Annotated in this window: 18 protein-coding genes and 1 tRNA gene; 6 read left to right on the forward strand and 13 right to left on the reverse strand. The window is 53.2% G+C overall.

Annotated elements, in window-relative coordinates:
- Nucleotides 1–78: 78 nt before the first annotated feature.
- The 8 genes from IT781_RS10710 to orn all read right to left on the reverse strand — a co-directional run bounded on the left by IT781_RS10710 (nt 79) and on the right by orn (nt 6,330).
- Nucleotides 79–154 (reverse strand) — tRNA-Ala (locus tag IT781_RS10710).
- 31 nt (nt 155–185) lie between these two features.
- Nucleotides 186–1,604 (reverse strand): glutamate--tRNA ligase, encoded by a 1,419-nt coding sequence (gene gltX / locus IT781_RS10715; protein ID WP_194970150.1) that lies wholly within the window; start codon nt 1,602–1,604, stop codon nt 186–188.
- Nucleotides 1,605–1,611: 7 nt separating this feature from the next.
- Nucleotides 1,612–2,061 carry a tetratricopeptide repeat protein gene (locus IT781_RS10720; RefSeq protein ID WP_194970151.1) on the reverse strand — a complete coding sequence of 150 codons (450 nt, stop codon included), beginning with the start codon at nt 2,059–2,061 and terminating at the stop codon, nt 1,612–1,614.
- A gap of 572 nt (nt 2,062–2,633) precedes the next feature.
- Complete coding sequence (locus IT781_RS10725; protein WP_194970152.1) at nt 2,634–3,137, reverse strand: hypothetical protein; 504 nt, start codon at nt 3,135–3,137, stop codon at nt 2,634–2,636.
- Between the two features lie 306 nt (nt 3,138–3,443).
- Nucleotides 3,444–4,715: a serine--tRNA ligase gene (gene serS / locus IT781_RS10730; RefSeq protein ID WP_194970153.1), complete on the reverse strand. Its 1,272-nt coding sequence runs from the start codon at nt 4,713–4,715 to the stop codon at nt 3,444–3,446.
- 23 nt (nt 4,716–4,738) lie between these two features.
- Nucleotides 4,739–5,056 carry a DUF190 domain-containing protein gene (locus IT781_RS10735; protein ID WP_194970154.1) on the reverse strand — a complete coding sequence of 106 codons (318 nt, stop codon included), beginning with the start codon at nt 5,054–5,056 and terminating at the stop codon, nt 4,739–4,741.
- The gene (gene crcB, locus IT781_RS10740) at nt 5,053–5,760 is read right to left on the reverse strand and encodes a fluoride efflux transporter CrcB (RefSeq protein ID WP_194970155.1); all 708 of its coding nucleotides are present in this window, start codon (nt 5,758–5,760) and stop codon (nt 5,053–5,055) included. The genes IT781_RS10735 and crcB overlap by 4 nt, the downstream gene beginning before the upstream one ends.
- Nucleotides 5,761–5,766: 6 nt before the next feature.
- On the reverse strand, nt 5,767–6,330 hold the full coding sequence (gene orn, locus IT781_RS10745) for an oligoribonuclease (protein WP_194970156.1): 564 nt from the start codon (nt 6,328–6,330) through the stop codon (nt 5,767–5,769).
- A gap of 90 nt (nt 6,331–6,420) precedes the next feature.
- On the opposite strand from orn, the gene IT781_RS10750 reads away from it, so the two are divergent.
- Genes IT781_RS10750 through IT781_RS10760 form a run of 3 tightly spaced genes read left to right on the forward strand, consistent with a single transcriptional unit; the run spans nt 6,421 to nt 12,332 of the window.
- Nucleotides 6,421–7,671 carry a M48 family metallopeptidase gene (locus tag IT781_RS10750; protein WP_194970157.1) on the forward strand — a complete coding sequence of 417 codons (1,251 nt, stop codon included), beginning with the start codon at nt 6,421–6,423 and terminating at the stop codon, nt 7,669–7,671.
- Nucleotides 7,671–8,558 carry a ribosome small subunit-dependent GTPase A gene (gene rsgA / locus IT781_RS10755; RefSeq protein ID WP_194970158.1) on the forward strand — a complete coding sequence of 296 codons (888 nt, stop codon included), beginning with the start codon at nt 7,671–7,673 and terminating at the stop codon, nt 8,556–8,558. Before IT781_RS10750 ends, rsgA begins: the two co-directional genes overlap by 1 nt.
- A gap of 57 nt (nt 8,559–8,615) precedes the next feature.
- Nucleotides 8,616–12,332, forward strand: coding sequence for an FAD-dependent oxidoreductase (locus tag IT781_RS10760; RefSeq protein ID WP_194970159.1), 3,717 nt, complete (start codon nt 8,616–8,618; stop codon nt 12,330–12,332).
- A gap of 56 nt (nt 12,333–12,388) precedes the next feature.
- Here the strand turns inward: IT781_RS10760 and IT781_RS10765 are convergent, their stop codons facing one another.
- From IT781_RS10765 to IT781_RS10785, 5 genes are all read right to left on the reverse strand, one after another.
- The gene (locus tag IT781_RS10765) at nt 12,389–12,841 is read right to left on the reverse strand and encodes a hypothetical protein (RefSeq protein WP_194970160.1); all 453 of its coding nucleotides are present in this window, start codon (nt 12,839–12,841) and stop codon (nt 12,389–12,391) included.
- 184 nt (nt 12,842–13,025) lie between these two features.
- On the reverse strand, nt 13,026–13,754 hold the full coding sequence (locus tag IT781_RS10770) for a response regulator transcription factor (protein WP_228779074.1): 729 nt from the start codon (nt 13,752–13,754) through the stop codon (nt 13,026–13,028).
- Entirely contained in the window at nt 13,751–15,349 is a 1,599-nt protein-coding gene (locus tag IT781_RS10775; RefSeq protein WP_194970161.1) for a HAMP domain-containing sensor histidine kinase, read from the reverse strand. The genes IT781_RS10770 and IT781_RS10775 overlap by 4 nt, the downstream gene beginning before the upstream one ends.
- 5 nt (nt 15,350–15,354) lie before the next feature.
- The gene (locus IT781_RS10780; RefSeq protein ID WP_194970162.1) at nt 15,355–15,927 is read right to left on the reverse strand and encodes a hypothetical protein; all 573 of its coding nucleotides are present in this window, start codon (nt 15,925–15,927) and stop codon (nt 15,355–15,357) included.
- Between the two features lie 7 nt (nt 15,928–15,934).
- A complete protein-coding gene (locus IT781_RS10785; RefSeq protein ID WP_194970163.1) occupies nt 15,935–17,395 on the reverse strand; it encodes an ATP-binding protein in 1,461 nt (486 codons plus the stop codon).
- A 370-nt stretch (nt 17,396–17,765) separates the two neighbouring features.
- Here IT781_RS10785 and IT781_RS10790 point away from each other — a divergent pair, with 370 nt between their 5' ends.
- From IT781_RS10790 to IT781_RS10800, 3 genes are all read left to right on the forward strand, one after another.
- Complete coding sequence (locus IT781_RS10790; RefSeq protein ID WP_194970164.1) at nt 17,766–21,416, forward strand: hypothetical protein; 3,651 nt, start codon at nt 17,766–17,768, stop codon at nt 21,414–21,416.
- A 462-nt stretch (nt 21,417–21,878) separates the two neighbouring features.
- A complete protein-coding gene (locus IT781_RS10795) occupies nt 21,879–23,303 on the forward strand; it encodes an undecaprenyl-phosphate glucose phosphotransferase (protein ID WP_194970165.1) in 1,425 nt (474 codons plus the stop codon).
- A gap of 14 nt (nt 23,304–23,317) precedes the next feature.
- Complete coding sequence (locus IT781_RS10800; RefSeq protein ID WP_194970166.1) at nt 23,318–24,436, forward strand: polysaccharide biosynthesis/export family protein; 1,119 nt, start codon at nt 23,318–23,320, stop codon at nt 24,434–24,436.
- Nucleotides 24,437–24,453 lie beyond the last annotated feature (17 nt).

The following is a 24,453-nucleotide window of genomic DNA, read 5'->3' on the forward strand; positions in this document are numbered from 1 at the left end:
GTTACCGCCGTGAAAGGGCGGTGTCCTAGGCCACTAGACGATGGGGACTAAAACGGGTTTAGTCAGCCTTTGGCTTCTTGGTGGAGCCAGGCGGGATCGAACCGCCGACCTCAACACTGCCAGTGTTGCGCTCTCCCAATTGAGCTATGGCCCCTTAGTTAAGAACCGCCATTTTACAGGTTTTTTCAGCTTTGTCCACTATTATTTTGAGCTTTTATATAATTTATCGCTCGCAGTATCCGAGACAGGGTTTTTTCTTGGCCAAGAAGCGATAAAGTCACATCGATCGCCGGTGAAACAGAAGTCCCGGAAACAGCGACACGTAAGGGCTGCGCCACTTTCCCCAAATTGAGTTCCATCTCTTCGGCAAGGTTGACGACGATCTGATGTAATTTATCGCCTTCCCATTCGGCGATTGCGGAAAATTCATCATGCAATCGGGCCAACACTTCTTCCGTCCCTGCCGTGAAATTCTTTTTAGCCGCTTTCTCGTCATAGGCATCGAAGTCTTTATAGAAGTAAACACTTGCTGCCGCCATTTCAACCAATGTTTTGCTTCGTTCCCTTTGCGCTTTTACGATATCAATCAGATCCGGGCCTTCCGAAGGATCAATGCCCAGTTCGCCCATATGCCAGCTTAAATGACGTGCAACATGAGCTGGATCACTGTTCATAATATACTGATGGTTCAGCCATAACAGCTTTTCAGGATTGAATGTGGAAGCCGATACGTTGACATTTTCCAGTTTGAAATACTCAACCATTTCATCCAGGGAAAAGACTTCCTGATCACCATGAGACCAACCCAGCCTGACCAGATAATTAAGCAGCGCATCCGGCAGATAGCCATCATCACGGTATTGCATGACACTGACGGCGCCATGCCGCTTTGACAACCTAGCGCCATCCGAACCCAATATCATAGGCAGATGGGCATATTTCGGCAGTTCAGCGCCCAATGCTTTCAGGATATTCATCTGCCGAGGCGTATTGTTTATATGATCATCGCCGCGAATAACATGCGTCACCCCCATATCCATATCGTCAACCACAACGGTCAAATTGTAAGTTGGCGTACCATCCGCCCTGGCAATAATCAAATCATCGAGTTCTTTATTGGCGACGACAATTTCACCTTTAACCAGATCAGGAATGGTAACAACCCCGTCAGTCGGATTCTTGAAACGAACGACCGGCATCCCCTCGCCGTGGGGCACGGCAGAATCCCGGCATTTGCCGTTATAGCGCGGCTTTTGCTTGTTAGCCATTTGCTCGGCGCGCAACTGCTCGAGTTCTTCTTTGCTACAGTAGCAATAGTAGGCATCGCCTTGATCCAGCAATTGTTGAATAACTTCTTTATAGCGATCGAAGCGATGAGTTTGATAAAAAGGTCCCTCATCGTACTCTAGCCCCAGCCAGGTCATACCTTCCAGAATGGCATTCACCGATTCCTGTGTTGAACGCTCCAGATCGGTATCCTCGATCCTTAAGATAAACCTCCCTCCATGCTTGCGCGCATAAAGCCAGGAAAACAAGGCGGTACGAGCGCCGCCTATATGCAAGTAGCCCGTTGGACTCGGGGCAAATCGTGTTTTGATACTCATTTGATATTTATTTCTTCAGTAAAATTTTTTTCGCATATTCTGCTGGAATTTGCCTGGCTGCAGTTAAGCGGGCCGTTTTGTAATTAAAGGCAACGCTGCCTTTAGCCGTCTCATTCCTTCCCAGAAGTGCAAGCGAGGCACCATGACCTTTGACAGCGGCTTTTTCATACCATTGCGTTGCCGTATCAACATTTTGCGGCACCCCCATTCCTCTGTCATATAGCGCCGCCATAACCACTTCCGCTTCAATAAGCCCCTGCTTTGCGGCTTTCAGCATCCACTCGGCCGCTTTCTGTTCATCTTTGTCTACGCCATCCCGTCCCAATATGTACATCGCGCCCAATTTAGCCTGAGCTAAAGCGTCACCCTGCTCCGCCATTTGTTGGATATCGCTTTCGACTGCTTGTATGGCACTACTTGACGCTAACAGCACTGATAAAACCAATACTCTAATCATTTCCAACCCCATAGTTAATAAACCATTTGTATTATTTCACGTCATATTATAAAGATGAATTATTCATTTATGAAAAGTCAATGATCTGCATTTTTAACTAATTGATAGTAAATAGAAATATCAATATTTCCACTCAGCATAATCAGAGAGAAAAAATAAAAATTAGGCAAGTTATGGAATGTTGCGAACTGCAATTACGACATAACAGTTGATAGCATCGACATTCCTGGCGATATAAGTAAATTTATCTGTAGCATTTTACTAAAATGCTGCCGTACCGGTCGCAATTGAAGTCGATGATGACGGGGCGGCGTTCCTAAAAGCCGGGGCTAATGCCCAGGTACAATCAGCTCATCCGATTTAATACATCAAATACACTGTTGGAAGCACAGCTATGAATTGAATATAAGAAAGGCAGACAAAAAGGGGTTAACTTTGAGTAAATCAAGCGGGAACCAAGTTAAAGTTCTGCAAGTTTCACAAGCATAGCGGCGCTTGTCGCTCATGAATTTAAAAAATAAAACCGAGGATGCAACTCTACATCCTCGGCCTCTTGAATGATTGTTTACAAATTAATGTTTGTGATTGTCATCAGCATGATCATCGTCAGTACCATGATGATGTTCTGAATCAGGGAATCCAACGACTTCCCAATTCATGGAACTGCCACGCTGTTCCATTGTAATATCATATCTTTTACCGTTGACATCTAAGCAAGGAATGAATAACTCTCCTTTATGCCCATCATTCAAGTTAACAACCGGCTCGGCATCGCAATAGCTTGATACGCACGAGCTGACATCAACTGTAGCCACAGCTCCAGTGCTTGTAGTAACAAATGCTGTGCCGTCTTTAACAACGACATCAGTTGCATTGGGTACTGGAGTAGTTGCTGGACACGAAGCGTCTGATGGCAGAACCAGCTTGAGCGGATCAACTGCATCAACCAGTCGGACAGTCAATGAACCATTAGCCGCTGTAAAAACGGCCCCGCCCTCTACTACAGTAGGAGCAGCTACCGCTGCGTTAGCCGCCAATAAGCCGGCAACCAAAGAACTTAAACCAAATTTTTTCATTATTATCTCCCAAATATACGTATCACCATGATACATATTGGGTATAAGTATATACGCTTAAAACTTAACAAAGCGTTAACCGGCTCGCATTTTTTTTAAGGAAAATGTGTTACGAAATTTGTCATTTTGTTACCAAATTTGTCACTTGCATTATTATATAATTCATTTAAAAAAATATTATGTGGAACTGTATGTTTATTCCGTTAAGCACAAAATCGAATATTGTCGCGCTTTTATTTCGATTAATAAAATAGCCGGCAGATTTCATAATCTGCCAACTTACTTAATGAATACATTGATATTCAATTACTCAATAATCTCCAGCCCGCCCATATAAGGCAGCAACACATCGGGAATGCGAATGCGTCCCTGGCCGTCCTGATAATTTTCCATAATCGCGATCAAGGTTCTGCCGGCCGCCAAGCCTGAGCCATTCAAAGTATGCACCAGTTCAGGTTTGCCGGTTTCCGGATTGCGCCAGCGTGCCTGCAGGCGACGGGCCTGAAAATCCTTGAAATTACTGCAGGAAGATATTTCGCGATAGGCGCCCTGCCCCGGCAGCCAGACTTCGAGATCGTAGGTTTTTGCTGAGGAGAAGCCGGTATCACCGGCGCACAGCAACACCTTGCGGTAAGGCAGTTTCAGTTTTTTCAGGATATTTTCGGCATGCTCGGTCAGTTCTTCATGCGCTTTGGCGGAATCTTCAGGCTTGACGATCTGCACCAGCTCGACTTTTTCAAACTGATGCTGACGGATCATGCCGCGCACATCCCGCCCGTATGCACCGGCTTCGCTGCGGAAGCAGGGCGTATGGGATACGAACTTCAGCGGCATGTCCTTGGCGTCGACGATAACGTCTCTGACCATGTTCGTGACCGGCACTTCAGCAGTCGGAATCAGATAGAAAGGCGTGTCATTTTCGACCTTAAACAAATCGGCCTCAAACTTCGGCAACTGGCCGGTACCGCGCAGACTATCCGCATTGACCAGAAACGGCACATAGGTCTCGCTGTAACCATGCTCCAGCGTATGAGTATCCAGCATCAACTGAATAATTGCGCGCTGCAGTCTTGCCAATGGACCGCTCAAAACCACAAACCGGGCGCTGGCAATTTTGGCGCCCAACTCGAAATCCATGCCCCTCTTCGCTCCCAGATCGACGTGATCCTTGGGCTCGAAATCGAATGCGGGAATGTCGCCCCAGCGGCTGATTTCAACGTTATCGTCTTCGCTTTTGCCCTCCGGCACGCTGACATCGAGTATATTGGGAATACCCTCCATCAAGGCAGCCATTTGCGCCTGGACTTCGGACAATTCCGTTTCCGCCTCTTTCAATTGATCGCCCAAATGCTGAACCTGATCCAGAAGAGGCTGAATGTCTTCGCCTTTGGCCTTGGCCTGCCCAATCGCTTTGGACCGGCTGTTGCGCTCGTTCTGCAATTCCTGGGTTTTAACTTGTATGTCTTTGCGTCTGGCTTCCAGCGCGGTGTAGAACTCCGAATCAAAACTGAATGAACGTCTGTTTAATTGTTCTTTTACAAAATCAAGATCAGCTCTAAATAAATGGGGATCTAACATGACGGTGTAGTTACCTTCTAAAATTAAGAAATTGAATGAATATGTGCCGTTGCGGGCCAACTAACGATATGTTTGAGATTCAGCCTTGACTGAAGTTCATGGATGGCTTTTTCGACTTTTAAAGGCTCATCGTAAAACTCGATGATCAACGGCAATTCCAATGACAGATCAAGCAGCGATGAAGTATGGATCTCACCTGACGCGCCCGCTCCGGCAATACCGCGAATCACTGTGAGGCCCTTGATCTTCTCCTCGTTATGCAGAATATCCAGGATCCGATTAAGATGATCGCGCCCTTCCATGGTATAAACTCTGGCAATTGTGATTTCAGTTGTAGTCATATCTGTCTGCCCACCCATAAGCCCGTCCAGAGCACCAAGATACTGATTAAACCGTTGCCGGCAAAAATGCCGAGCATTAAATTCAAATGGTTTTCAAATGAATAACCATGCTCGATCATATATAAAATTAAATATAAACCGGATAAGGTTAAGTAAAGACCCACGATAACTATCATAATCGCAGCCCGATACTCCATCGATAGCGACGCTTTCTGCAATAAAATAGTTGCTACAATACCTATTAAAAAAGCGCCGATGGCATTCACGATAACCAGGGCGTAAGGAAATAATCCGCCCGGCCATTGTATGGCGCCGCCCGAGTAAAGAAATAACGATCGGCCGGAAAGCAGTCCCAGCCAGACAGCCAGCAGACACGCAGCAATGCTGATCAAAATATTCAGTGCGGCTTTAGCGAAACTGCCCTGTTCGATCAAATAGATCGTTTCCAGCGAGAAACTCGAAAACGTCGTAAAGCCGCCCATGATACCCACCAGAATTCCGGCCCGATATTCCAAGGCAAAGGCGATACGTTGCAGAATAAGGGCTTCAGCCAGCAAGCCTATTAAAAACGAGCCGATCACATTTACGGCTAACGTGCCATAAGGGAATCCTCTCCCTAGCCATTGATAAGTTCCCGTTGAAACTAAAAAGCGCAGCACCGAGCCAAGCGAGCCGCCCAATGCCACAGCGATCAATTGATTCATGTTGACTCAGGCGCTACCTGTGCCCTTATAGGCAATGAAATGATCCCGATAATAACGCAGCTCTTCAATCGATTCGATAATATCGCTTAAAGCCATGTGTGTAGCTTTCTTGCTAAAGCCGCTTCTCAATTCCGGCGCCCAACGGGCAACCAGTTCCTTCAGCGTTGACACATCCAGATTGCGGTAATGGAAGTAGGCTTCCAGTTTAGGCATATACCGATAAAGAAAACGCCGGTCCTGGCAAATACTGTTGCCGCAGATAGGTGATTTGTTTTCGGGCACCCATTCCTTGATAAACTCCAGAGTCAGCCGTTCGGCTTCGGCATCATCAATGGTTGAAGCTCTGACTCTATCAATCAAGCCCGACTGCCCGTGGTATTTCTGATTCCAGTCATCCATAGCCGTCAGCGCTGCATCGGATTGATAGACCGCCAGCACAGGCCCTTGAGCCAGGATATTCAAATCTTTATCGGTAATGACCGTGGCAATCTCAATGATTAAATCAGTATCAGGATTTAATCCGGTCATTTCCAGATCTATCCAGATGAGATTCTGTGAGTCCTGCGCCATATTATTGTTTCCATAATATTAATAAGGTTGCGGTAAATTGTAGCATTGGCTATCTTGTATGCCTAATTCTTAAACTTTTGCTTCAAACCCATGAATACTTTTACCATTATCTTCATAATCGCATTGATTATTTCCTACTCGGTTCAATTCTGGCTGTCCAAACGCCAGGCCGCTTATGTTAAAAGTCATCGCAACGCCGTGCCTGAAGCGTTCAAAAACAGCGTCTCTCTGGAGGCCCATCAAAAAGCGGCCGACTATACCATCGCAAAAGGAAAACTCGGCGATATCGACAGCATTATCGGAGTAATCGTCTTGCTGCTTCTGACGGTGGGCGGCGGCATCAATGCCGCTTTTGAATTATGGGCCTCTTTTGACTTGTCGCCGCGAATAGCCGGCATCGGAGCCATAGCCACTCTTTTTCTGGTCATGCATCTGATTGATCTCCCGACCAGCATTTATCAGACATTCGTCATTGAAGAAAAATTCGGTTTTAACAAAAGCACTCCCAAACAGTTCATCAAAGACCAGTTTCTGCAACTGGCTTTATCTGCCGCTATCGGCCTGCCTTTGCTGGCCCTGATTTTGTGGATCATGGACAGCATCGGCTCCCTTTGGTGGCTATGGACGTGGGTAGTTTTGATCAGTTTCTCATTGCTGATGAGCTGGCTTTACCCTACCGTCATCGCGCCGCTGTTCAACAAATTCACGCCCATGCAGGAAGGCGCGCTGAAAGACCGGATCCAGGGATTGCTGGCCCGCTGCGGTTTCAACAGCCAGGGCATCTTCATCATGGACGGCTCGAAGCGCTCAGGCCATGGCAACGCCTACTTTACAGGCCTTGGCAATAACAAGCGCATCGTGTTCTTTGATACGCTGGTCAATTCACTAGAAGATGAAGAACTGGAAGCCGTGCTGGCTCATGAATTGGGACATTTTAAATGCAAGCATGTCATTAAAATGCTGATCGCCACCTCGCTCATGAGCTTGATCAGCCTGGCTATTCTTGGCTGGCTGATCAATGAGCAATGGTTCTATACCGGACTCGGCGTACAACAACCGTCCAATGCCGCAGCCTTATTGTTGTTCACGCTGGTTTCGCCTGTCTTTACGTTTTTCATGCAACCGGTCATGGCGTACTTTCAACGCAAGTTTGAATTTGAAGCCGACGATTTCGCCTCGAAAAACGCTCAGGCCAGCAAAATGATCAGCGGACTGGTCAAGCTGTACGAGGAAAACGCCAGCACGTTGACGCCGGACCCGCTCTACTCGGCCTTCCACTACAGCCATCCGCCGGCGGCTATCCGTATCGCCCACCTGGAATCCAAAATGCAGAGCGCATAATGGCTGAACTGCTTGAAGGCTTGGTCCTCTCCCACTTAGGCCAGGGCATTGCCGTCGAAACCGACGGCAAAATCTACCTGTGCCAGACCCGCCGGCGGCTCGATACCGTCGCTGTCGGCGATAAGGTTTTATGGATGCAATCTGCTCCCGATCAGGGCCGTATAGAAGAAGTTCTGCCCAGGCGCTCATTACTGGCCCGTCCGTCCAGAAACGACAAAGTCCGCCCGGTGGCCGCCAATATCGACACCGTCTTCGTAGTCTTCGCCATCGAGCCTTACTGCGATTTTCTACTGATCGATCAATACCTCGCTGTCTGTGAAAACCATAATATCAACGCCGCTTTAGTGTTCAACAAGATCGATCTGGGGCAATCGGACACTATCGAACAGGAGTTGCCGGATTACCAGAAACTGGGCTACCCGTTATACCGGGTCAGCACCAGAATTCCGGGACACGAAGGTTTGGAAGAACTGAAACAGGCGTTAAAAGACCAGGTTAGCATCTTTGCGGGCCAATCAGGCGTCGGCAAATCATCTTTAACGAATACCCTGATCCCGGATAAGGAACTCAAAACCAATACCATTTCGGCAACGACCAAACACGGGCGTCACACGACCACGGCCGCGACGCTGTATCACATGGATCAGGGCGGTGATCTGATCGACAGCCCCGGCGTAGCCATTTTCGGACTGGCAGGTCTTAACGAACAGCAACTGGCTTACGGATACAGGGAGTTCCAACCGTTGATTGACAGCTGCCAGTTCAACGACTGCCGGCATGTCAATGACAAAGGCTGCGCCGTGCGGGCGGCGGCCGAAAACGGCGAAATTTCAATGAAGCGCTATCAGCGATTTTTGAAGCTTAGGGAGAAAATGCCGCCTGCATAGCCTCTTAATTATCAAGAGCCCTGAACAGATTTTTGAGCTGATCGGAGTAAAGAAAGTATGGCACAGAACACCTTTAAGCTGGGAATCCCCGGCTTTCACTACGCGGATCTCTATGACGCCACGCGCCTGAAAGACCTGCTGGACGTATTCGACACGACGGTCGAACAGCAAAACCCTGAACTGTTCAGGGCCTTTCAAGACTATCGGCTGAGCCAGGGCGAAGACCTGGAGCCGACGGAAATCTCCGATCTGCTTGTGCGCATGGGGCCTTATGTCGGCCAGTTCGTCGCCAAACTGTTCAATGTAACCGGGCAGCATCAAGCTCAAACCCTCAAAATCAAGGACGAATTCGATACGGTCTATGCCTATAAACACGAAGTCGTCGACAAGCTCGATGCCCTGTTTAAAGGCCAGGACGTCAGCCAGTGGGATATCTCCGCCGTAACAAGCCGTTTTGACCTGCTGATCGAGGCGGGATTCCCGGAAACGAACACCGATGCCGAGCACCGTGTAGCCCGTGCCGGCTCCGAACTGGCACGACTAGCCAAACATTACGCGCTGATCGCCAAAGGCCAAGACAGCGGCTACGAAAATACCGATCAGGCGGTAGAGGCGCTACGCCGGAATCTGAGCGCGCATGGGTCAGCGGCTGTCGCCTTTGCCGACATTCTGGCGCTGCAGGATGCGCCAGAATTCGTAAGCCGTCTGCTGGACATCGTTCAACGCTGGAGCTTTTCAGCGCTCCACGACGAACAAATCAGCCGGACAGTCAACGATTGGCTCAGCTTCAAAACACCCGGCAAACAGGACTTTGACGATCTCGTCGAACATGAAATCGCCGATCGCGGACTCTACAAAGCATGGGTGGGGCCCAAGCAATTACGCAAACGGCGCGACGGCTTTGCGCTGACCGATCCGCGCTTCAACGAAAGACAGGTACTGTACGAAGTCGACCATTGCATCTATTGCCACGAGCGCGACACGGATTCCTGCTCCAAAGGCATGCGCAACAAGAAGACCCATACTTATAAGACCAACCCACTGGATGTCATCATCACCGGCTGCCCGCTCGATGAAAAAATCTCCGAGATGCATGTGGTCAAGCGCCAGGGCGACAATATCGGCGCGCTGGCCATCATCATCATCGACAATCCCATGTGCCCCGGCACCGGCCATCGCATCTGCAACGACTGCATGAAGGGCTGCATCTTTCAAAAGACCGACCCTGTCAATATTCCGCAGATCGAAACCAATGTCCTGACCAACGTGCTGTTCATGCCCTACGGCTTTGAAATTTACAGCCTGCTGACGCGCTGGAACCCGCTGAACGTCAAACGCCCTTATGCCCTGCCCTATAACGGCAAAAACGCGCTGGTCGTGGGACTGGGGCCGGCCGGCTACACCATGAGCCATTACTTGCTGAATGAAGGTTTCGGCGTTGCGGCCATCGATGCCTTGAAGCTGGAGCCGTTGCCCGTCGAATTGGTCGGCGATGCCGATGCGCCGCCCGACCCGATCCGGGATTTCAGCGAACTCTACGAACAACTGGACAAACGCAGGCTGGCCGGCTTCGGCGGCGTGGCCGAATACGGCATCACGGTGCGCTGGGACAAGAACTTCCTGAAAGTCATCTATATCAACCTGCTGCGGAACCGGAACTTCCGCGCCTACGGCGGCGTTCGCTTCGGCGGCACGCTGACTATCGACGATGCCTGGAACATGGGCTTCGACCATATCAGCATCGCCACCGGCGCCGGCAAGCCGACCGTCATTAACCTGAAAAACAACCTGATCCGCGGCATCCGCAAAGCCTCCGATTTCCTGATGGCGCTGCAGCTGACCGGCGCGGCGAAAGCCTCATCGCTGGCCAACCTGCACGTGCGCCTGCCGGCCGGCGTCATCGGCGGCGGCCTGACCGCGATCGACACCTGCACCGAACTTTTGGCCTATTATCCGGTACAGGTTGAAAAAATACTGACGCGCTATGAAAAACTGGTGCAGGTGTTCGGCGAGAAAACCGTGCGCATCCGTTATGATGAGGAAGAAATCAAAATCCTTGATGAGTTTCTGGCCCATGGCGAGGAAATACGGGCCGAACGCCAGCGCGCCGAAGCGGCCGGCGAGAAACCGAACTTCCATCCGCTGCTTGAAAAATGGGGCGGCGTTACCCTGTTCTACCGCAGAGGCATCAAGGATTCCCCGGCCTATCGGCAAAATCACGAGGAAATTGCCTCAGCGCTCACTGAAGGCATTGCCCTGGCCGAAGGCATGAGCCCCATGCAGGCGCTGGCCGATGAGCATGGCCATCTGAAAGCGGTACAGTTTGAGAAAATGGTTCAGGACGATGACGGCAGCTGGGTCATCTCGGGAAACGACGTGACCGTGCCGCTGCGCAACCTTTATATCGCCGCCGGCACCTCGCCTAATACGATTTACCAAAGCGAGCATCCCGGCACTTTCGAGATGGACCGGCAGTTTTTCCAACGCTATCAGCCTGAATGGCTGGACGGCGGCCTGGAACTGGTGCCTATGGCTGACAAAGCCGCGCCGAAACTGGGCAAGCCGGCGCCGCTGACTTCCTACCGGAAAGGCGATAAATTCATCAGTTTCGGCGGCGACAACCATCCGGTCTATGCCGGCAATGTCGTCAAAGCCATGGCCAGCGCCAGAGACGGTTATCCTTACATCGTCAAGCTGTTCGAGAAAGAACTGGCCAACCTGGACCCGGCCCAGCAGCCGCAACGCGATGCAGCGCTTCAGGCCTTTTTTACGGCTCTCGATGAAGCCCTAACAGCCACCATAGTCGCCATCAACCGGCTGACGCCGAACATTATCGAAGTCGTCGTCAAGGCACCGATGCAGGCTCGGCGGTTCCGGCCGGGCCAGTTCTACCGGGTGCAGAACTATGAAGCCCTGGCGCCGGCCGTTGAAGATACGGTGCTGGCGGCTGAAGGCATCGCCCTGACCGGCGCCGAAGTCGATAAGGAAAAAGGCACGATCTCGCTGATCGCACTGGAAATGGGCGCCTCCACGCGCCTGTGCGCCAACTGGAATATCGGCGATCCGCTCATCGTCATGGGCGTTACGGGCACGCCGACGGAAATCCCGCATGGCGAAACCGTGCTGCTGCTAGGAGGGGGCCTGGGCAATGCCGTCTTGTTCTCTATCGGCAAAGCGCTGCGGGCGGCAGGTAATCGCGTCATTTATTTTGCCGGCTACAAAAACAAGCATGATGTTTTCAAAGTCGAGGATATCGAAGCGGCCTCGGACATCATCATCTGGTCCGTCGACAAAACGCCTGATGTTGAAGAACCTATCGTACCGTCACGTCCGCAGGATAAAACCTTTATCGGCAATATTCTGGAAGCCATGCTCGCCTATGCCGGCGGCAAGCTGGGCGACCAGCCCATCAGTCTGTCCGAGGTCGACCATATGGTTGTAATCGGCTCGGACCGCATGATGGCGGCCGTCAAGGAAGCCCGCTTCGGCGTACTGCAACCGTACCTGAAAGCGCACGTAGCCATCGGCTCCATCAACTCGCCGATGCAATGCATGATGAAAGGCGTTTGCGCGCAATGCCTGTGCAAGCACACGGATCCGACAACAGGCGAAGAATACTTCGTCTATTCCTGCTATAACCAGGATCAGGAACTGGACCGTGTGGACTTTACGCATCTGCATGAACGGCTGCGGCAAAATTCGGTACAGGAGAAGTTGACCAATCTTTGGCTGGACTATCTGCTGGAAAAACAAAAAGAAGCGGATCGGCCATAAACTCTATGCCATGCCGGTGTGCCTATAATTGCACCGGCATGGCCTTGAAATTGCGATTACATTCTTACCGCAGTTAAAGCCGCCTCGGCGCGATCGCCGATATGGCTCTTTTCAAAGTCGCCCCGCAAAATCTTCAAGGCGTATTTCTCCCGGTCGATTTCCTTGCGAGTGCGAACGCCCAACCGGCGCAAAATCGGGACTGGAGGGCACCAGCCCTGGACGGCATGCTGAAATAAAAACGGCAACACAATAGTGGGAAGCCAGAACCAGCGCCTGTCGTATTTTCTGCCGAGGAAAAGGCCGGTAAAAGCTAAAGCTGAAGCATTGGTTTCCAGCACGCGTTCTATATCCCATTCGCGGTCAAGCTCCCATATGCGGCGCGTAATGTCTTCTCTGCTTCGAGCCACATACCGACGAACCCTAGCCTCGATCTCTCGGTCTATGTGACGATTAATGGTTGGTAAGGTATGGGATCGCACCCTGTCTGAAGTATCAACGGAGTCTTTCATCGCTAACCTCCTTTATGGAGCATTTGAACCGGAATATTGGCCGTAAAATCAGGCAGTGTCGGTGCGGAAACGCACACTTGGACATTCGCCAATACATGAGAGCAATTATCTCGCCTTTATGTCGGATCAGGCGCGGGAATATAGAATAAAGACTTTAACGATCTTCACATCATTGCAGCAACGCTCAGGAAGCATCCATTTTATAGCCGAACCCACGCACGGTCTTGAGAAGCTTCAGCTCATAGTCATCATCGATTTTGCGCCGCAACTGGCGAATGTACACATCCACCACATTGGTCAACGGATCGGCGCTGTAGCCCCATACCTGTTCCAGAATGCGGGTTCGGCTCAGCATCTTGCCCGGCATGCGCATGAAACATTCGAGCAGGGCAAATTCCTTGGGCGTCAGATCAATTAAAGCATCGCCGCGCCTGACTTCATGGGTTTCAATATTCAGGACCAGATCGGCTATGTGCAATTCCTTGCTTTCCGGCTTGACCTCGACGCCGCGGCGGCGCATCAGTACTTCGATGCGCGCCAGCAGTTCCTCAAATGCGAAAGGCTTGGTCATATAGTCATCGGCGCCGGAGCGCAGACCGGCCACCTTGTCCTGCACCGTATCCCTGGCCGTCAGCATCAGAATCGGCGTGTCGACGCCATTGCCGCGCAGGCGCTCGCAAATTTCCAGGCCGTTAAGATCGGGCAGGCCCCGGTCCAGGATGATGACCTGAAATTGCCCCTCGGTGCCCAGCGGAATGGCCTCCTTCCCGCTGCGGGCCACTTCAACGGAAAAGCCTTCGGCCTTCAGCCCTCGCCGGACAAAATCGGCAATACGCTCATCGTCTTCCACCAGCAGCACACGCATGTAGCCGGCGCCTGACGGGCTATCGGGTTTAAAGTATTTTTCGTTCATGCAACAGTGTCCTGTTCTGCCGAAATCAGCGGCAGCGTTATCGTGAATTTCGAGCCTGAATTTTCGGCGCTGGTTACGGTAATCCGTCCGCCGTGCGCCTTAACGATCGACTTGGCCATGGGCAGGCCCAGGCCGGTGCCGTCTGCCCGCATATGAAGCGCGTTTTTGCTGCGGAAGTTGCGGTCGAAAATACGCTCCAGATCCTGTGACGGTATGCCGATGCCCTGATCGCTGAGGCTGAGGCATGCCTCATCGCCGTCCGTGAATAATTCGACCGCGATGTGCCCTCCCGGATTGGAATACCGGCAGGCATTGTCGCCCAGAATGAACAGCACCTGCCGAAGCCGCTGTTTGTCGCAGTGCACCCACACCGGTTCGGCCGGCGCATCCAGAGAAACTGAAATCGAGTTTTCCTGGGCCATGACCTGGAAATCCTCGACAGTGCTGGCCACCAGTTCAGCCAGGTCCAGCCTGTCCCATTCAAATTGCATATTGGCGGATTCGGCGCGGGCAAGAAACAACAGATCGTTGACGTATTTGCCCAATTGCATGGACAGTTCGAGGATGCGCTGCAAAGCGTCCTTATACTCCTCGGTATCCAGTTCGTCTTCCATCAGCGTCACTTCCGCCTCGCCGCGAATGACGGTAATCGGCGTGCGCAGTTCATGGCTGATATCGGCCAAAAACTCGCACCGCTGAACATCCATGCGCTTCAATTCTTCATTCAATTGATGAAGTTCGAAGGTACGCTCCGCCACCTTTCTCTCCAGCACGGCGCGCCCCTCCTGCAGCTTTTCCTGCTGAACCTCCAGCTTCTGGGCCATTTCATTGAAGTGGGCGGCCAGATAGCCGAATTCGTCACGCGTATCGAGGGCAATGCGATGAAACAAATTGCCGGAGGCTATTTCATCGGTGCCTTTCATCAAGGCTTCGATAGGCTTTCTAACTCCGCGAAAGAGCAGCACGCCGGACATGAGGCTGAACAGCGCCGCGCTCGCTGAAGCCAGAATGGCGATCCAGCGCGACTGGGCAACCAACCCTTCCAGTTCTTCCCTGGCTTGTCCAGCCTTTTCCCGCTCGGCGTTGATGGCGGCATCGATCAAAGGCTGGAATTTTCCGTCGATTTCCTCTTCGGAAAATTTCGACAGCGCCAGTACCGCCATATCGCGCTTGCCTTGCTGGCGCAGTTTTTCAACTTCATCGAACCGATATTCGCTGGCTTCCAGGAAAGCGGTGAAACGGGCAACCCTTTCCAGCTCACCCGGTTTGTCCTGCCAATCCTCAGAATTCTCCGCAGTCTGGGGGTTTATCGCCGTGTTCCTGAGCACCTCCATCGCCTCGTAGAGATGCTGTTTGGATGACTCCACGCCGGCGCCTGCCACTGGCGTATCCGCCACCAGCCGGTCCATGCGCTGCTTGAAGTGGCGATAGGCTTTCTGGGACAGTTGCTCGTAATGATCGAAAGTCTCGTACGCGGCCTGGCTGCGCTGGAAATACAATTCAACCCGGTCGGAACCCCAATGGAGCACAAGCCCCAGAAACAGGACAAAACCAAACGAGACGGCGATAACTGCCGCCAATCGAAAGCGAAACATACTGACTAATTTTCGTCGGCGCTCTCGCTCTCGTCCATTTGCTTTTCCATGGACCTGATGGCTTCCAGCTTTTCCCGCAACAGCCGGTTTTCATCTTTCCTTGATCCTTTTGAATCATTCGGTTCATACACGGTTTGGGCTTTTTTCGGTCTGCTGTCCACCGATACGGACGACCTTCTCGATCCACTGTTCATGCGTTTTAAGGCTTCCGTATTAATGGAAACAAATCTCTGCAGACGCGAGTCGGTCAGGGGAACCGTCTCCACCCCTCTCAACACTTTAGAAATCGAACCGCAGGAATCGGAAAGCAGGCGGCCCACCATAAGGTGCAGCTGAACGCCGGGATCGCGCGATCCTTTCTGGCGTCTCACTAATGTCCGGCACACGTCGGCGCGCGATGAGGCCGACATGTGGGCCATGTTGTCGCCGAAAGTAAGCAGTTCTTCATAATCGGAACGGGCATAGGGATCGCTGTAATTGTTTGAAAACCCGCCTCCGAAACCGGAATTGAACTGGGCGCATCCCGTCATCAGCAAGACTGACGCCAGGCATATAAATCGTATAGGTTGTAACAGCATAGTTTTCTCAGGCCTCTCCGGTTAACGGTATTTGAACCCGGATGCGGGCCCCCTGTTGATCTTCTCTTGCGTCAATGATATCGACCTTGCCCTGGTGGTTGGCGACATATTCCTTGACCATAGCCAGCCCGAGTCCGGGGCCTTGGGCGTAGTCGCCGTTTTGAGCAGCCTTGCCGCGATAAAAGGGTTCGAAGACATGCGGACGTTCATCAGGATCGATGCCGGGCCCTTCATCTTCGATTTCCAATTCCATTTGCGTGCCCGCATCGCGCAGCATGATGCGTATTTCGCCGTCTATAGGCGAATATTTCAAGGCATTGTCAAGCAGTTGTTCGATAATGCCCCGCAATTGCTCATGGACGCCGGAAATCTCGACCGGCCTGACCAGCTTCTTCAGCGCGATGGCTTTTTCCTGCAGCAGAGGTTGAAAATCCTCGATGACGGATTCCAGCAAGTTTTTCATATTGACGGTATTCTTGAGCTTCATTTCCGGCATCGAGTTGATCTGGCTGTAGCGGACCAGTTCCTCGGACACGGTTTTCAGCTTTTCGCTGTTGGCGCACAGCGCCAGCGCGATCTCCTGCCGCGCCCTGTCCGATTCGCCATCCGCCTCGTCGGCAAGCCGTTGCGCGCCCTCGCGGATGCTCTCCAGCGGCGCCTCGATCTCGCGGGCGACGTTGTGCATGAACTGTTGCTTTGAAACCTCCAGTTCCATCAAATGCGTGCGCAGCCATTCGAGGCGATTGCCGAGATAGCGCAAATCCGAAGGGCCTGTCACCAGGATGGGTTCTGCGAGATTTCCGGACCCCAGGCGGCGAATGGAGGCATCGAGCTGCCGCATCGAACGCGAGAGCACGACCAGCAGCATCACGATGAAGACAACTGAAATCAGCAGCAAGACAGCCCCTTTGACCAAGAGAGCCTGTTCAAGGGATTCGGACTGCTGGCGCAATTCATTGAATTCATGATCGACATGTTTTTCGAATTCGCGCGAAAGGGTATTGGAGGCTTCGCGCAAGCCCTGGAAAGCCTCGTCGATCGGCAATTCGGGATTATTCTCATCCGCCGCGCCCATGATCTGTTGATAAATCAGATTTTCCTTTTCCGACAGTTCGTTGACCAGCAGGGCGATTTTGTTATCCACATGCAGTTTCAGCAATTCATTCAGGCCCTGCTTGAACGATGCCCGCGCATTTTCATACGATTGCTGCTCATAAGGCTGGCGCAGAGACGGGTCCGACAGCAGAACGAACAGTCTGGCTTTGCGCTCGATGTCGGAAGCTTTCTGCAGAACCTGACGGATGGTCTTGGTCTGCTCGAAGACCTGGAAATTGATGGTCCGGCCCAATGTCGCCGTGTCGCGCATGGCGTAAGCCGCATACATCACATCCAGGAAAAGAGGAATGACCGCAACGACAAAACCCAGAACGATCAGGGATTTTAACGACAGGATGTTTCTGAATTTCATCCGCGCACAAACCGATGCAAACCCGCTCCATAGGATGGAGAAATCCGGTTTTTTGAAGTTTTTTTGAATAAAAGAGGAACTGAAATCTTTCATTGATTGTTGTGTTGGATCGTCAAAAGTAACCTTGCTTTCCGATAATCCATTTGAGATACCAGAGCGGCACGAAAGCCTGTTCCCGGCATTGAAAATCCAAGTATTCTATACAACCCTGATTCGGATAGGGTCACTATGATACATTTATTTACCAGGCTCCGTGAAATTTTAAGCTCATCTTAGGATTTAACCTTTAATATTGGCTTAATCGATCAAGATTAATTTTTGCTTCATTTGTGCCGCATCAAGCCTTACCCGCCAAAAAACATTTAACCTCATGAATTCATTGAAAATATTCCCTCTTATAATACAGGCAATGCTGGTTGTGTCGGCCGGGTTATCCAATGCCGGCGCCGCCGGGCTCGCGGGATTATCGATAACGGGCACGGCCGAGAACCCTGCGCTTCTGCTTGATCTGGGCAGCGAGCCGGCCGGCGCCGACAACAAGGCCGTGCAGGTCTACAGAGGCGAGGTTTCCGGTCATGAGGGCGACGCTTCGATTCAAACGGACAAAGATGAAATCACCTCGCTGCACCCCGGCTTCGGCACATGGCAGGTCAACTTCCGCTTCAAGATAAAACCCGGCGCACCTGCCAAGCCCTATACTTTCTGGGCGCGCTGGCGGCAGGGCGGCGAACCCGATGTCTGCGTACAGTCTTTTGAAGTCTGGGCCGGGCCGAACCAGTCCAGACTGGAACAGCGCGCCGTACTGTCCATGAAGCCCAAGGGTTGGGACTATGCCTGGATAGCCGCGGAGTCGCCCATAACTCTCAAGGCGGATGATGCCGTCATCGAGGTGCGGGATAATGGCGCCGGGCATGACGCCAAGGTCTTCGACGCCTTCCTGCTCTCGCCTCCCCTGCCCGCAAGCGGCACAGCGGACAGGCCGCTGGTGCTTCTGGATTTAGGCAAGACGCCAAGCGCATCGGCGGAAAAAGACCCTGCAGTGCAAGTCCAGCTCGGCACTGCCACGCCCGGCCCCGGCGCCGGATCGCTGCTGACTGAAAAGGACGAGGTTCAGATATTCCATCAGGGCTTCGGCGACTGGGGTGCCAATTTTCGCTTTGAACTCAATCCGGCGATCACGCCCGGACAGTATCAAGTTTTCGCCCGTTACAAAAGCGGCGGGGAAGTCTCCCAGGTGACCCAGAATTTCACAGTCAAGGCCGGTGCAAAACAGGAAGAATTGGCTGCACGCGGCAGCTTCGATCTGACTAACACCTCGCCCTGGGAATACCAGTGGCTGCAATCGCCGTCGACTGTTACCGTATTGCCCGGCGACCGCTGGCTGGAAATCAACAATGCCGGCAAGGCGGATGGCGCCAAAGTCTTCGACGCTTTCCTGCTCAAGCTGGAAGCGCCGCTTGGGGACTGGATGAACCCTGAGCAGGCCCAGGCCAGAAACCGCTTTCTGGCGCTGACCAAAACAGCGTCTGCTGCCAAACAGCATCTCTATGTGCTCGACGGCAAAGGCGAAAAAGATGAGATCCTGTTTCGCGGCCTGGCTGCCGATGCTGCACGGCCTAATTATGAAAAATTCTCAGTTTCTTATCTGGTCGGACCGGAAGCCGAATCCCTGGCCCAAAATTTGAACCTGCCGGCACTGCCAGCGGCAGTAATGACCGATGATCATTACACTATTCTGGGCGTTCTGGCGCAGCCCCAAAGCGAAGCAGAAGCCGCGAAATTCCTTGCCGACCCGGTTAAAGCCGGCACGATGCCCAAGCCTGCTGTAGCCAGCAAGGCTGAACCCAAGCCGCTTCATGGCGGTCTACCCGAAGCGTGGCTGGTCGGCGGCCTGCAGGATGGCCTGGCAGGCGTTTCGGTATACGGGCTGGATAGTGAGGCCGTCCTGCGCCCTAATCCCGATCAGCCTTACCTGAGCCTGCAAATGATGGGCGGGGAAATGCGGACATGGCAGGCTGCCGCCACGGAATCCGACGGCACCGCGATCATCGAGCCCAGCACCCGGCATTCCTACGGCTGGTCGCGAGGCAGCGGCTATGCGCAGCTCTATCTGCATGTCGATCAGGCCATGCAGGCCCTGCTGCATCTGAAACAATCCGGCATCCGGACCGCGGGCTGGCTGGATGGGCAACCTGTCAAACTAACCAACGACTCTAACCCTCCGTCCGGTTTCTCGTCAGTCGGCGAAACGGTAAAAAACCTGCTCAAAGGCTTGACCACGGAAGGACTAGTGGCGACCGCTTTATCCGAGCGCCCCGAAGCGCCGCAGGTCGCAATACTGAACCTTTCGCCGGGCTGGCACAGTCTGCTGGTCAAACTGGTGATGCAGCACGACCAGGGCCAGCGTTTCTCCTTTACCGGCAAATTTACCGATTCGTCCGGCCGACCGCTGAATTCGATCAAAACGCAGCTGACCGATCCCGCCGTCGATCCCGCACTAAACAGCGTGGCTACCAAACTGCGCCCGCTGATCTCCGTAGATGCTCCTGCCAATCTGCCTCATCCGGGCGACCCGCTCAAACTGCGCGTGGATATGCGCTGGCATCCTATCCTGGAGGAACCCAAACTGCAGGCGCCGCTGCCGCGGTTTCAGGCCAAGCTGCGCCTGCGCCTGGTCGATTACAGCGGCAGCGAAATCGCGACGAAAGACATAGCGGGGCTGTTCCCCGGCAAAGCCGAAGTCGATTTCGGCAAAGCGCCGGAAACCGGCTATTACGCAGTTTACCCTGTCCTGTATACGCCCGAAGGTCGGTTGATCATGGCCTATCCCGCCGACGGCTTTACGGTCGTGGGCGGAAATGCCGGGCAAAAGCAGCGATTGGACAGCAAAAAGCTGTGGAACAACGACTATTACGCCCTGGCCGACGGCGATAAGAGCTTTGGGCAGGCAGACGGTTATTTCAATTGGCTGGAGCGGATGGGCATCTATAAAAGCTATGGCACTTACCCGGGCTTCGATCCTCAGTACCGCGCCAAGTGGGAGCAGGCCAAGAAACGCGGTCTGGTGCTGTTCGCCGATTCCTCGGGCGACAGTTCCTGGCTCAACGACAATACCAAAGACGGCCAGAAATTCATCAGCGCCGCAGCGCCGTTTACGCGATTTTTCAAAGCGACCAACGAGATCGACATCCGCCCGGAAGCTGAATGGCAGAAACTGCGCAATCCCGAGCACTGGGTGCAGCGGGCCAAATGGGAATACGAACAGGTGCACAAGGCGCGCAGTGACGCCCATTACGTCGGCGGCAGCCTGGTCCGGCCGGGCGATATGAACGGCAACGGCTCGGGCCAGTGGTTCAAAGACGTACTGAAGCTCGGCCTAGATCATTATCAGGATGCCTGGGACGTGCACGCCTATCCGCAAAAACCGCCCCGTTTCGGCGGCCCTATCGGCAATGGCGACAGCGAAGATGAGCGGGGCGTGCTGGCCGCTTACGCCAGCCTGGGCAAGAAAAACAGCCTGCCGTTCTGGCTGGGCGAGACCGGCGCCAAGGCGATGCACGGTTTCACGGGACGGCGCTGGCAGGCGGAACAGGCCGCGAAAATAATTGCCTGGGTCAACAGCCGCAGCGACTACCTGGGGCTGGCGTTCTGCATAGCGCATGAATACGACCTGGCTTACGGCCGGCTCTGGGACTATTCCATGGGACACAAGCCAGGGGAAGCGGCCTTGTATACTGCGAGCGCCCTGATAGACGGCCTGCCCTATAAGGCTTTCGATACTCAAGACGCCAACCTTCAGGCGGCCTACTTCGGCCCGACCTTGATGATCTGGCGAACGGATGAGGCGACCGGCAATTGGCCGATGCGGCTGGATTCGGGCAAATCCTGGGTGCTCGTCGACGTGGTAGGCCATGTCCAGGCGCTTCAGGTCGATGCGTCCGGAAACGCAGGCATTCCCGTTTCCGCCAGCCCGGTCTATGTGCTGACCCGAGCCGATTATGAACGGCTGACCGAAAATTGACATTGACAGGACTTACTCACACCTGTGGAGGCGACTTCGCCTAGAGCTCCTACTGTTGGCAGTCGCCTTTTATCTGAATGGGCGGCTAAAGTCGCTCCCACAGGTTTAAAAAACCCAGCGGGACGAGGTTTGCAACCTCGTCCCCAACATTTCCATGATGTTCGGACCAAATGGCGCATTTGACCAACGCCAAACATCCCTGACGGGGCAACATGCCCCGCCAGGCTATTAATATCCGGGTTAGCGCGGCGGCCCAGCCCCCTCCTCCCTCTTCCTCATCCAAAATTAATAAAATCTTCATCTAATCTTAATCAAACTCTTCGGTTGTCTCTCATCTTGCCTCTGTAATCTTTACGCTAAATCAATGCGGTCGGCTTATGCCGCCAGTCTCAAGTTGACCTTCGGGACACGCGGTTGCTGCCGATCATTATCAAGCATATAAAAAACAGAGGTTTAGCGAATATGCCACCCAGTGTTGGAAATATCTTCAACGGACTCTTCAAGCAATATGGACATACGGCGATCTTATTGCTGAGGTTTATCGACATTGCCATGCTGTTTTGCGCCGCCTGGACTGCCTACTATTTATGGCACGGACAGCTCGTCATCGATACCTATCACCGCATAGTCATCGCGCTTGGCATTTTGGGAGCCATCATTTTTTTCGAAATCGGACAGGTTTACCGGCCCTGGCACAATGACGTGATGCGCGGCGAAGTCGCCCGCATCGTCAGAGCCTGGTTCTCTGCCCTGGCAACTGTTATTTCCATTGTCGCCTTGGTTCGTCTGCAATTCTGGTTCGGTTCCAGTTATCGCTGGATCGCCACCTGGGGCGGACTGGGACTGGCATACGTCCTGGTTGCCCGCAGCCTGTTTTCCCGTCTGTTGCGCTGGATGCGCGCGCATGTTCTGTCGCAGGGCCGGGTCGTCATGGTCGGCTTGAACCAGATGGCGGTTGCGTCCAGCCGCCAGTTGAATCAATCCCCCTGGGCGGGCCTGCAGGTCATCGGTTATATAGACGATCAATCCGGCGCTCAAATTGCGGCGGACGAGTCCTTGCCCTGCCTTGGTGAACTGAATGATCTGGCTGACATCGTCACGCGGGAGGGCGTCGATGAAGTGTGGGTCTCATTCCCGCTGGAAGGCGTATCGCAAGCGGAACGTGTGCAACATGAACTGCGCCATCTGCCGGTCAGCATCCGTCTGGTCATCGATTGCTTCGCTTTCAAACAAAGCAAATTCCTGAGCCTGAACACGGTGGCCGGCATCCCGACGCTGGATGTATCGGTCTCGCCCCTGCATGGCGTCAACCGCTATATCAAGGAACTGGAAGACCGCCTGTGCGCATTCATCATCCTGGCACTGATCAGCCCGTTGATGCTGCTGCTCGCCATGGGCGTCAAAATGAGTTCGCCGGGACCGGTGTTTTACCGTCAGGTACGGGTCGGCTGGAACAACCGCAAGTTCACCATTTTAAAATTCCGTTCCATGCCGGTAAATGCTGAAGCCAAAACCGGCGCGGTCTGGGCTAAGGCCGGCGAAAACCGGGCCACCAAATTCGGCAGCTTCCTGCGCAAAACTAGCCTGGACGAATTGCCGCAGCTGATCAATGTGCTGAGAGGCGACATGTCGCTGGTGGGCCCGCGCCCTGAACGCCCCGACTTCGTGGAAGTGTTCAAGGACCAGGTGCCGAACTACATGAAAAAGCACATGGTCAAGGCGGGCATGACCGGCTGGGCGCAGGTGAACGGCTGGCGCGGCGATACCGACCTGAACCGCCGCATTGAACACGATTTGTATTACATCCAGAACTGGTCGATCTGGTTCGACCTGGAAATTGCGCTGCGCACGATTGTGTCCGGCTTCATCAACAAAAATGCCTATTAAGGAAACCTACGTCCATGTTTAGATCCCTCTTTAGATCAACTGCTCTGTTACCCGTCTTGATGTTGCAGGCGTGTTCCCTGACGCCGGGCATGGAAATGGAGACCAACAGCCCGCTGTCGCATATCGAAGTGCCGACCATGAAAAACGGCAAGTTGGTCAAGGAAAAAGCGCCGATCATTCCGATTACCGCGGATCTGATCATCGAGAAAGAAAACCTGAAGCAGCAAGCGTCCATGAACAGTCTGCCGACCGACAGCACGCCGGTAACGCCTTACAAGATCGGTCCGCACGACCGGCTGCAAATCACCGTATGGGACCATCCGGAGCTGAACGATCCAGGTAGTGAGAAAATCGACCCTACGCTGGCCGGCAAGACGGTTCAGGACGACGGCACGCTCTATTATCCTTATGTGGGCAATATTCCCGTGGCCGGAAAAACCGTCGACGAAGTGCGCGAGTCATTGACGCAAGGACTTTCCAGATACTTCAAGAAAGTCAAACTCGATGTCCGGGTCTTGTCTTTCCAAAGCCATCGGGCTGCCGTCGTCGGCCAGGTCAAAACGCCCGGCGTCCAGTCCATGAACGAGACGCCAATGACCATTGCGGAAGCCATCAGCCGCGCCGGCGGCGTGACCGAGGAAGCCGATACGGCCAACGTAACGCTGGCTCGCGGCGGCAAGCTCTATAAGATCGACGTCATGAAACTGTACGAAAAAGGCGGCATGGACCAAAACCTGATGCTCAAAGACGGCGACGTGCTGAACATCCCCGACCTTAGGGACAACAAAGTGTTCGTCATGGGCGAAGTCGGCCGGCAGCAGGCCCTGCAAATCGGAAGCGGCCAACGGATGACGCTGGCCCAGGCGATTGCGGAAGCTTACGGCGTTGATTTCAACTCGTCCCGTCCGGAAGAGATTTACGTGATCCGCACCAGTGAAATGAAGCCGGAAATCTTCCAATTGAACGGGGAGTCGCCTGACTCCATGATTCTTGCGGACCAGTTTGCCCTGCAGCCGCATGATACCGTTTTCGTAGGCACGGCGGGCGTTACCCAGTGGTCACGCGTACTGAACCAGATCCTGCCGTCATCTTTCACTTCGGTCATGTCGCGCGCCGCCTTCATGGGCATGTAATGGCATCCGCAGGAAAA

Source organism: Methylobacter sp. BlB1 (assembly GCF_015476545.1).
Lineage (GTDB): Bacteria > Pseudomonadota > Gammaproteobacteria > Methylococcales > Methylomonadaceae > Methylobacter.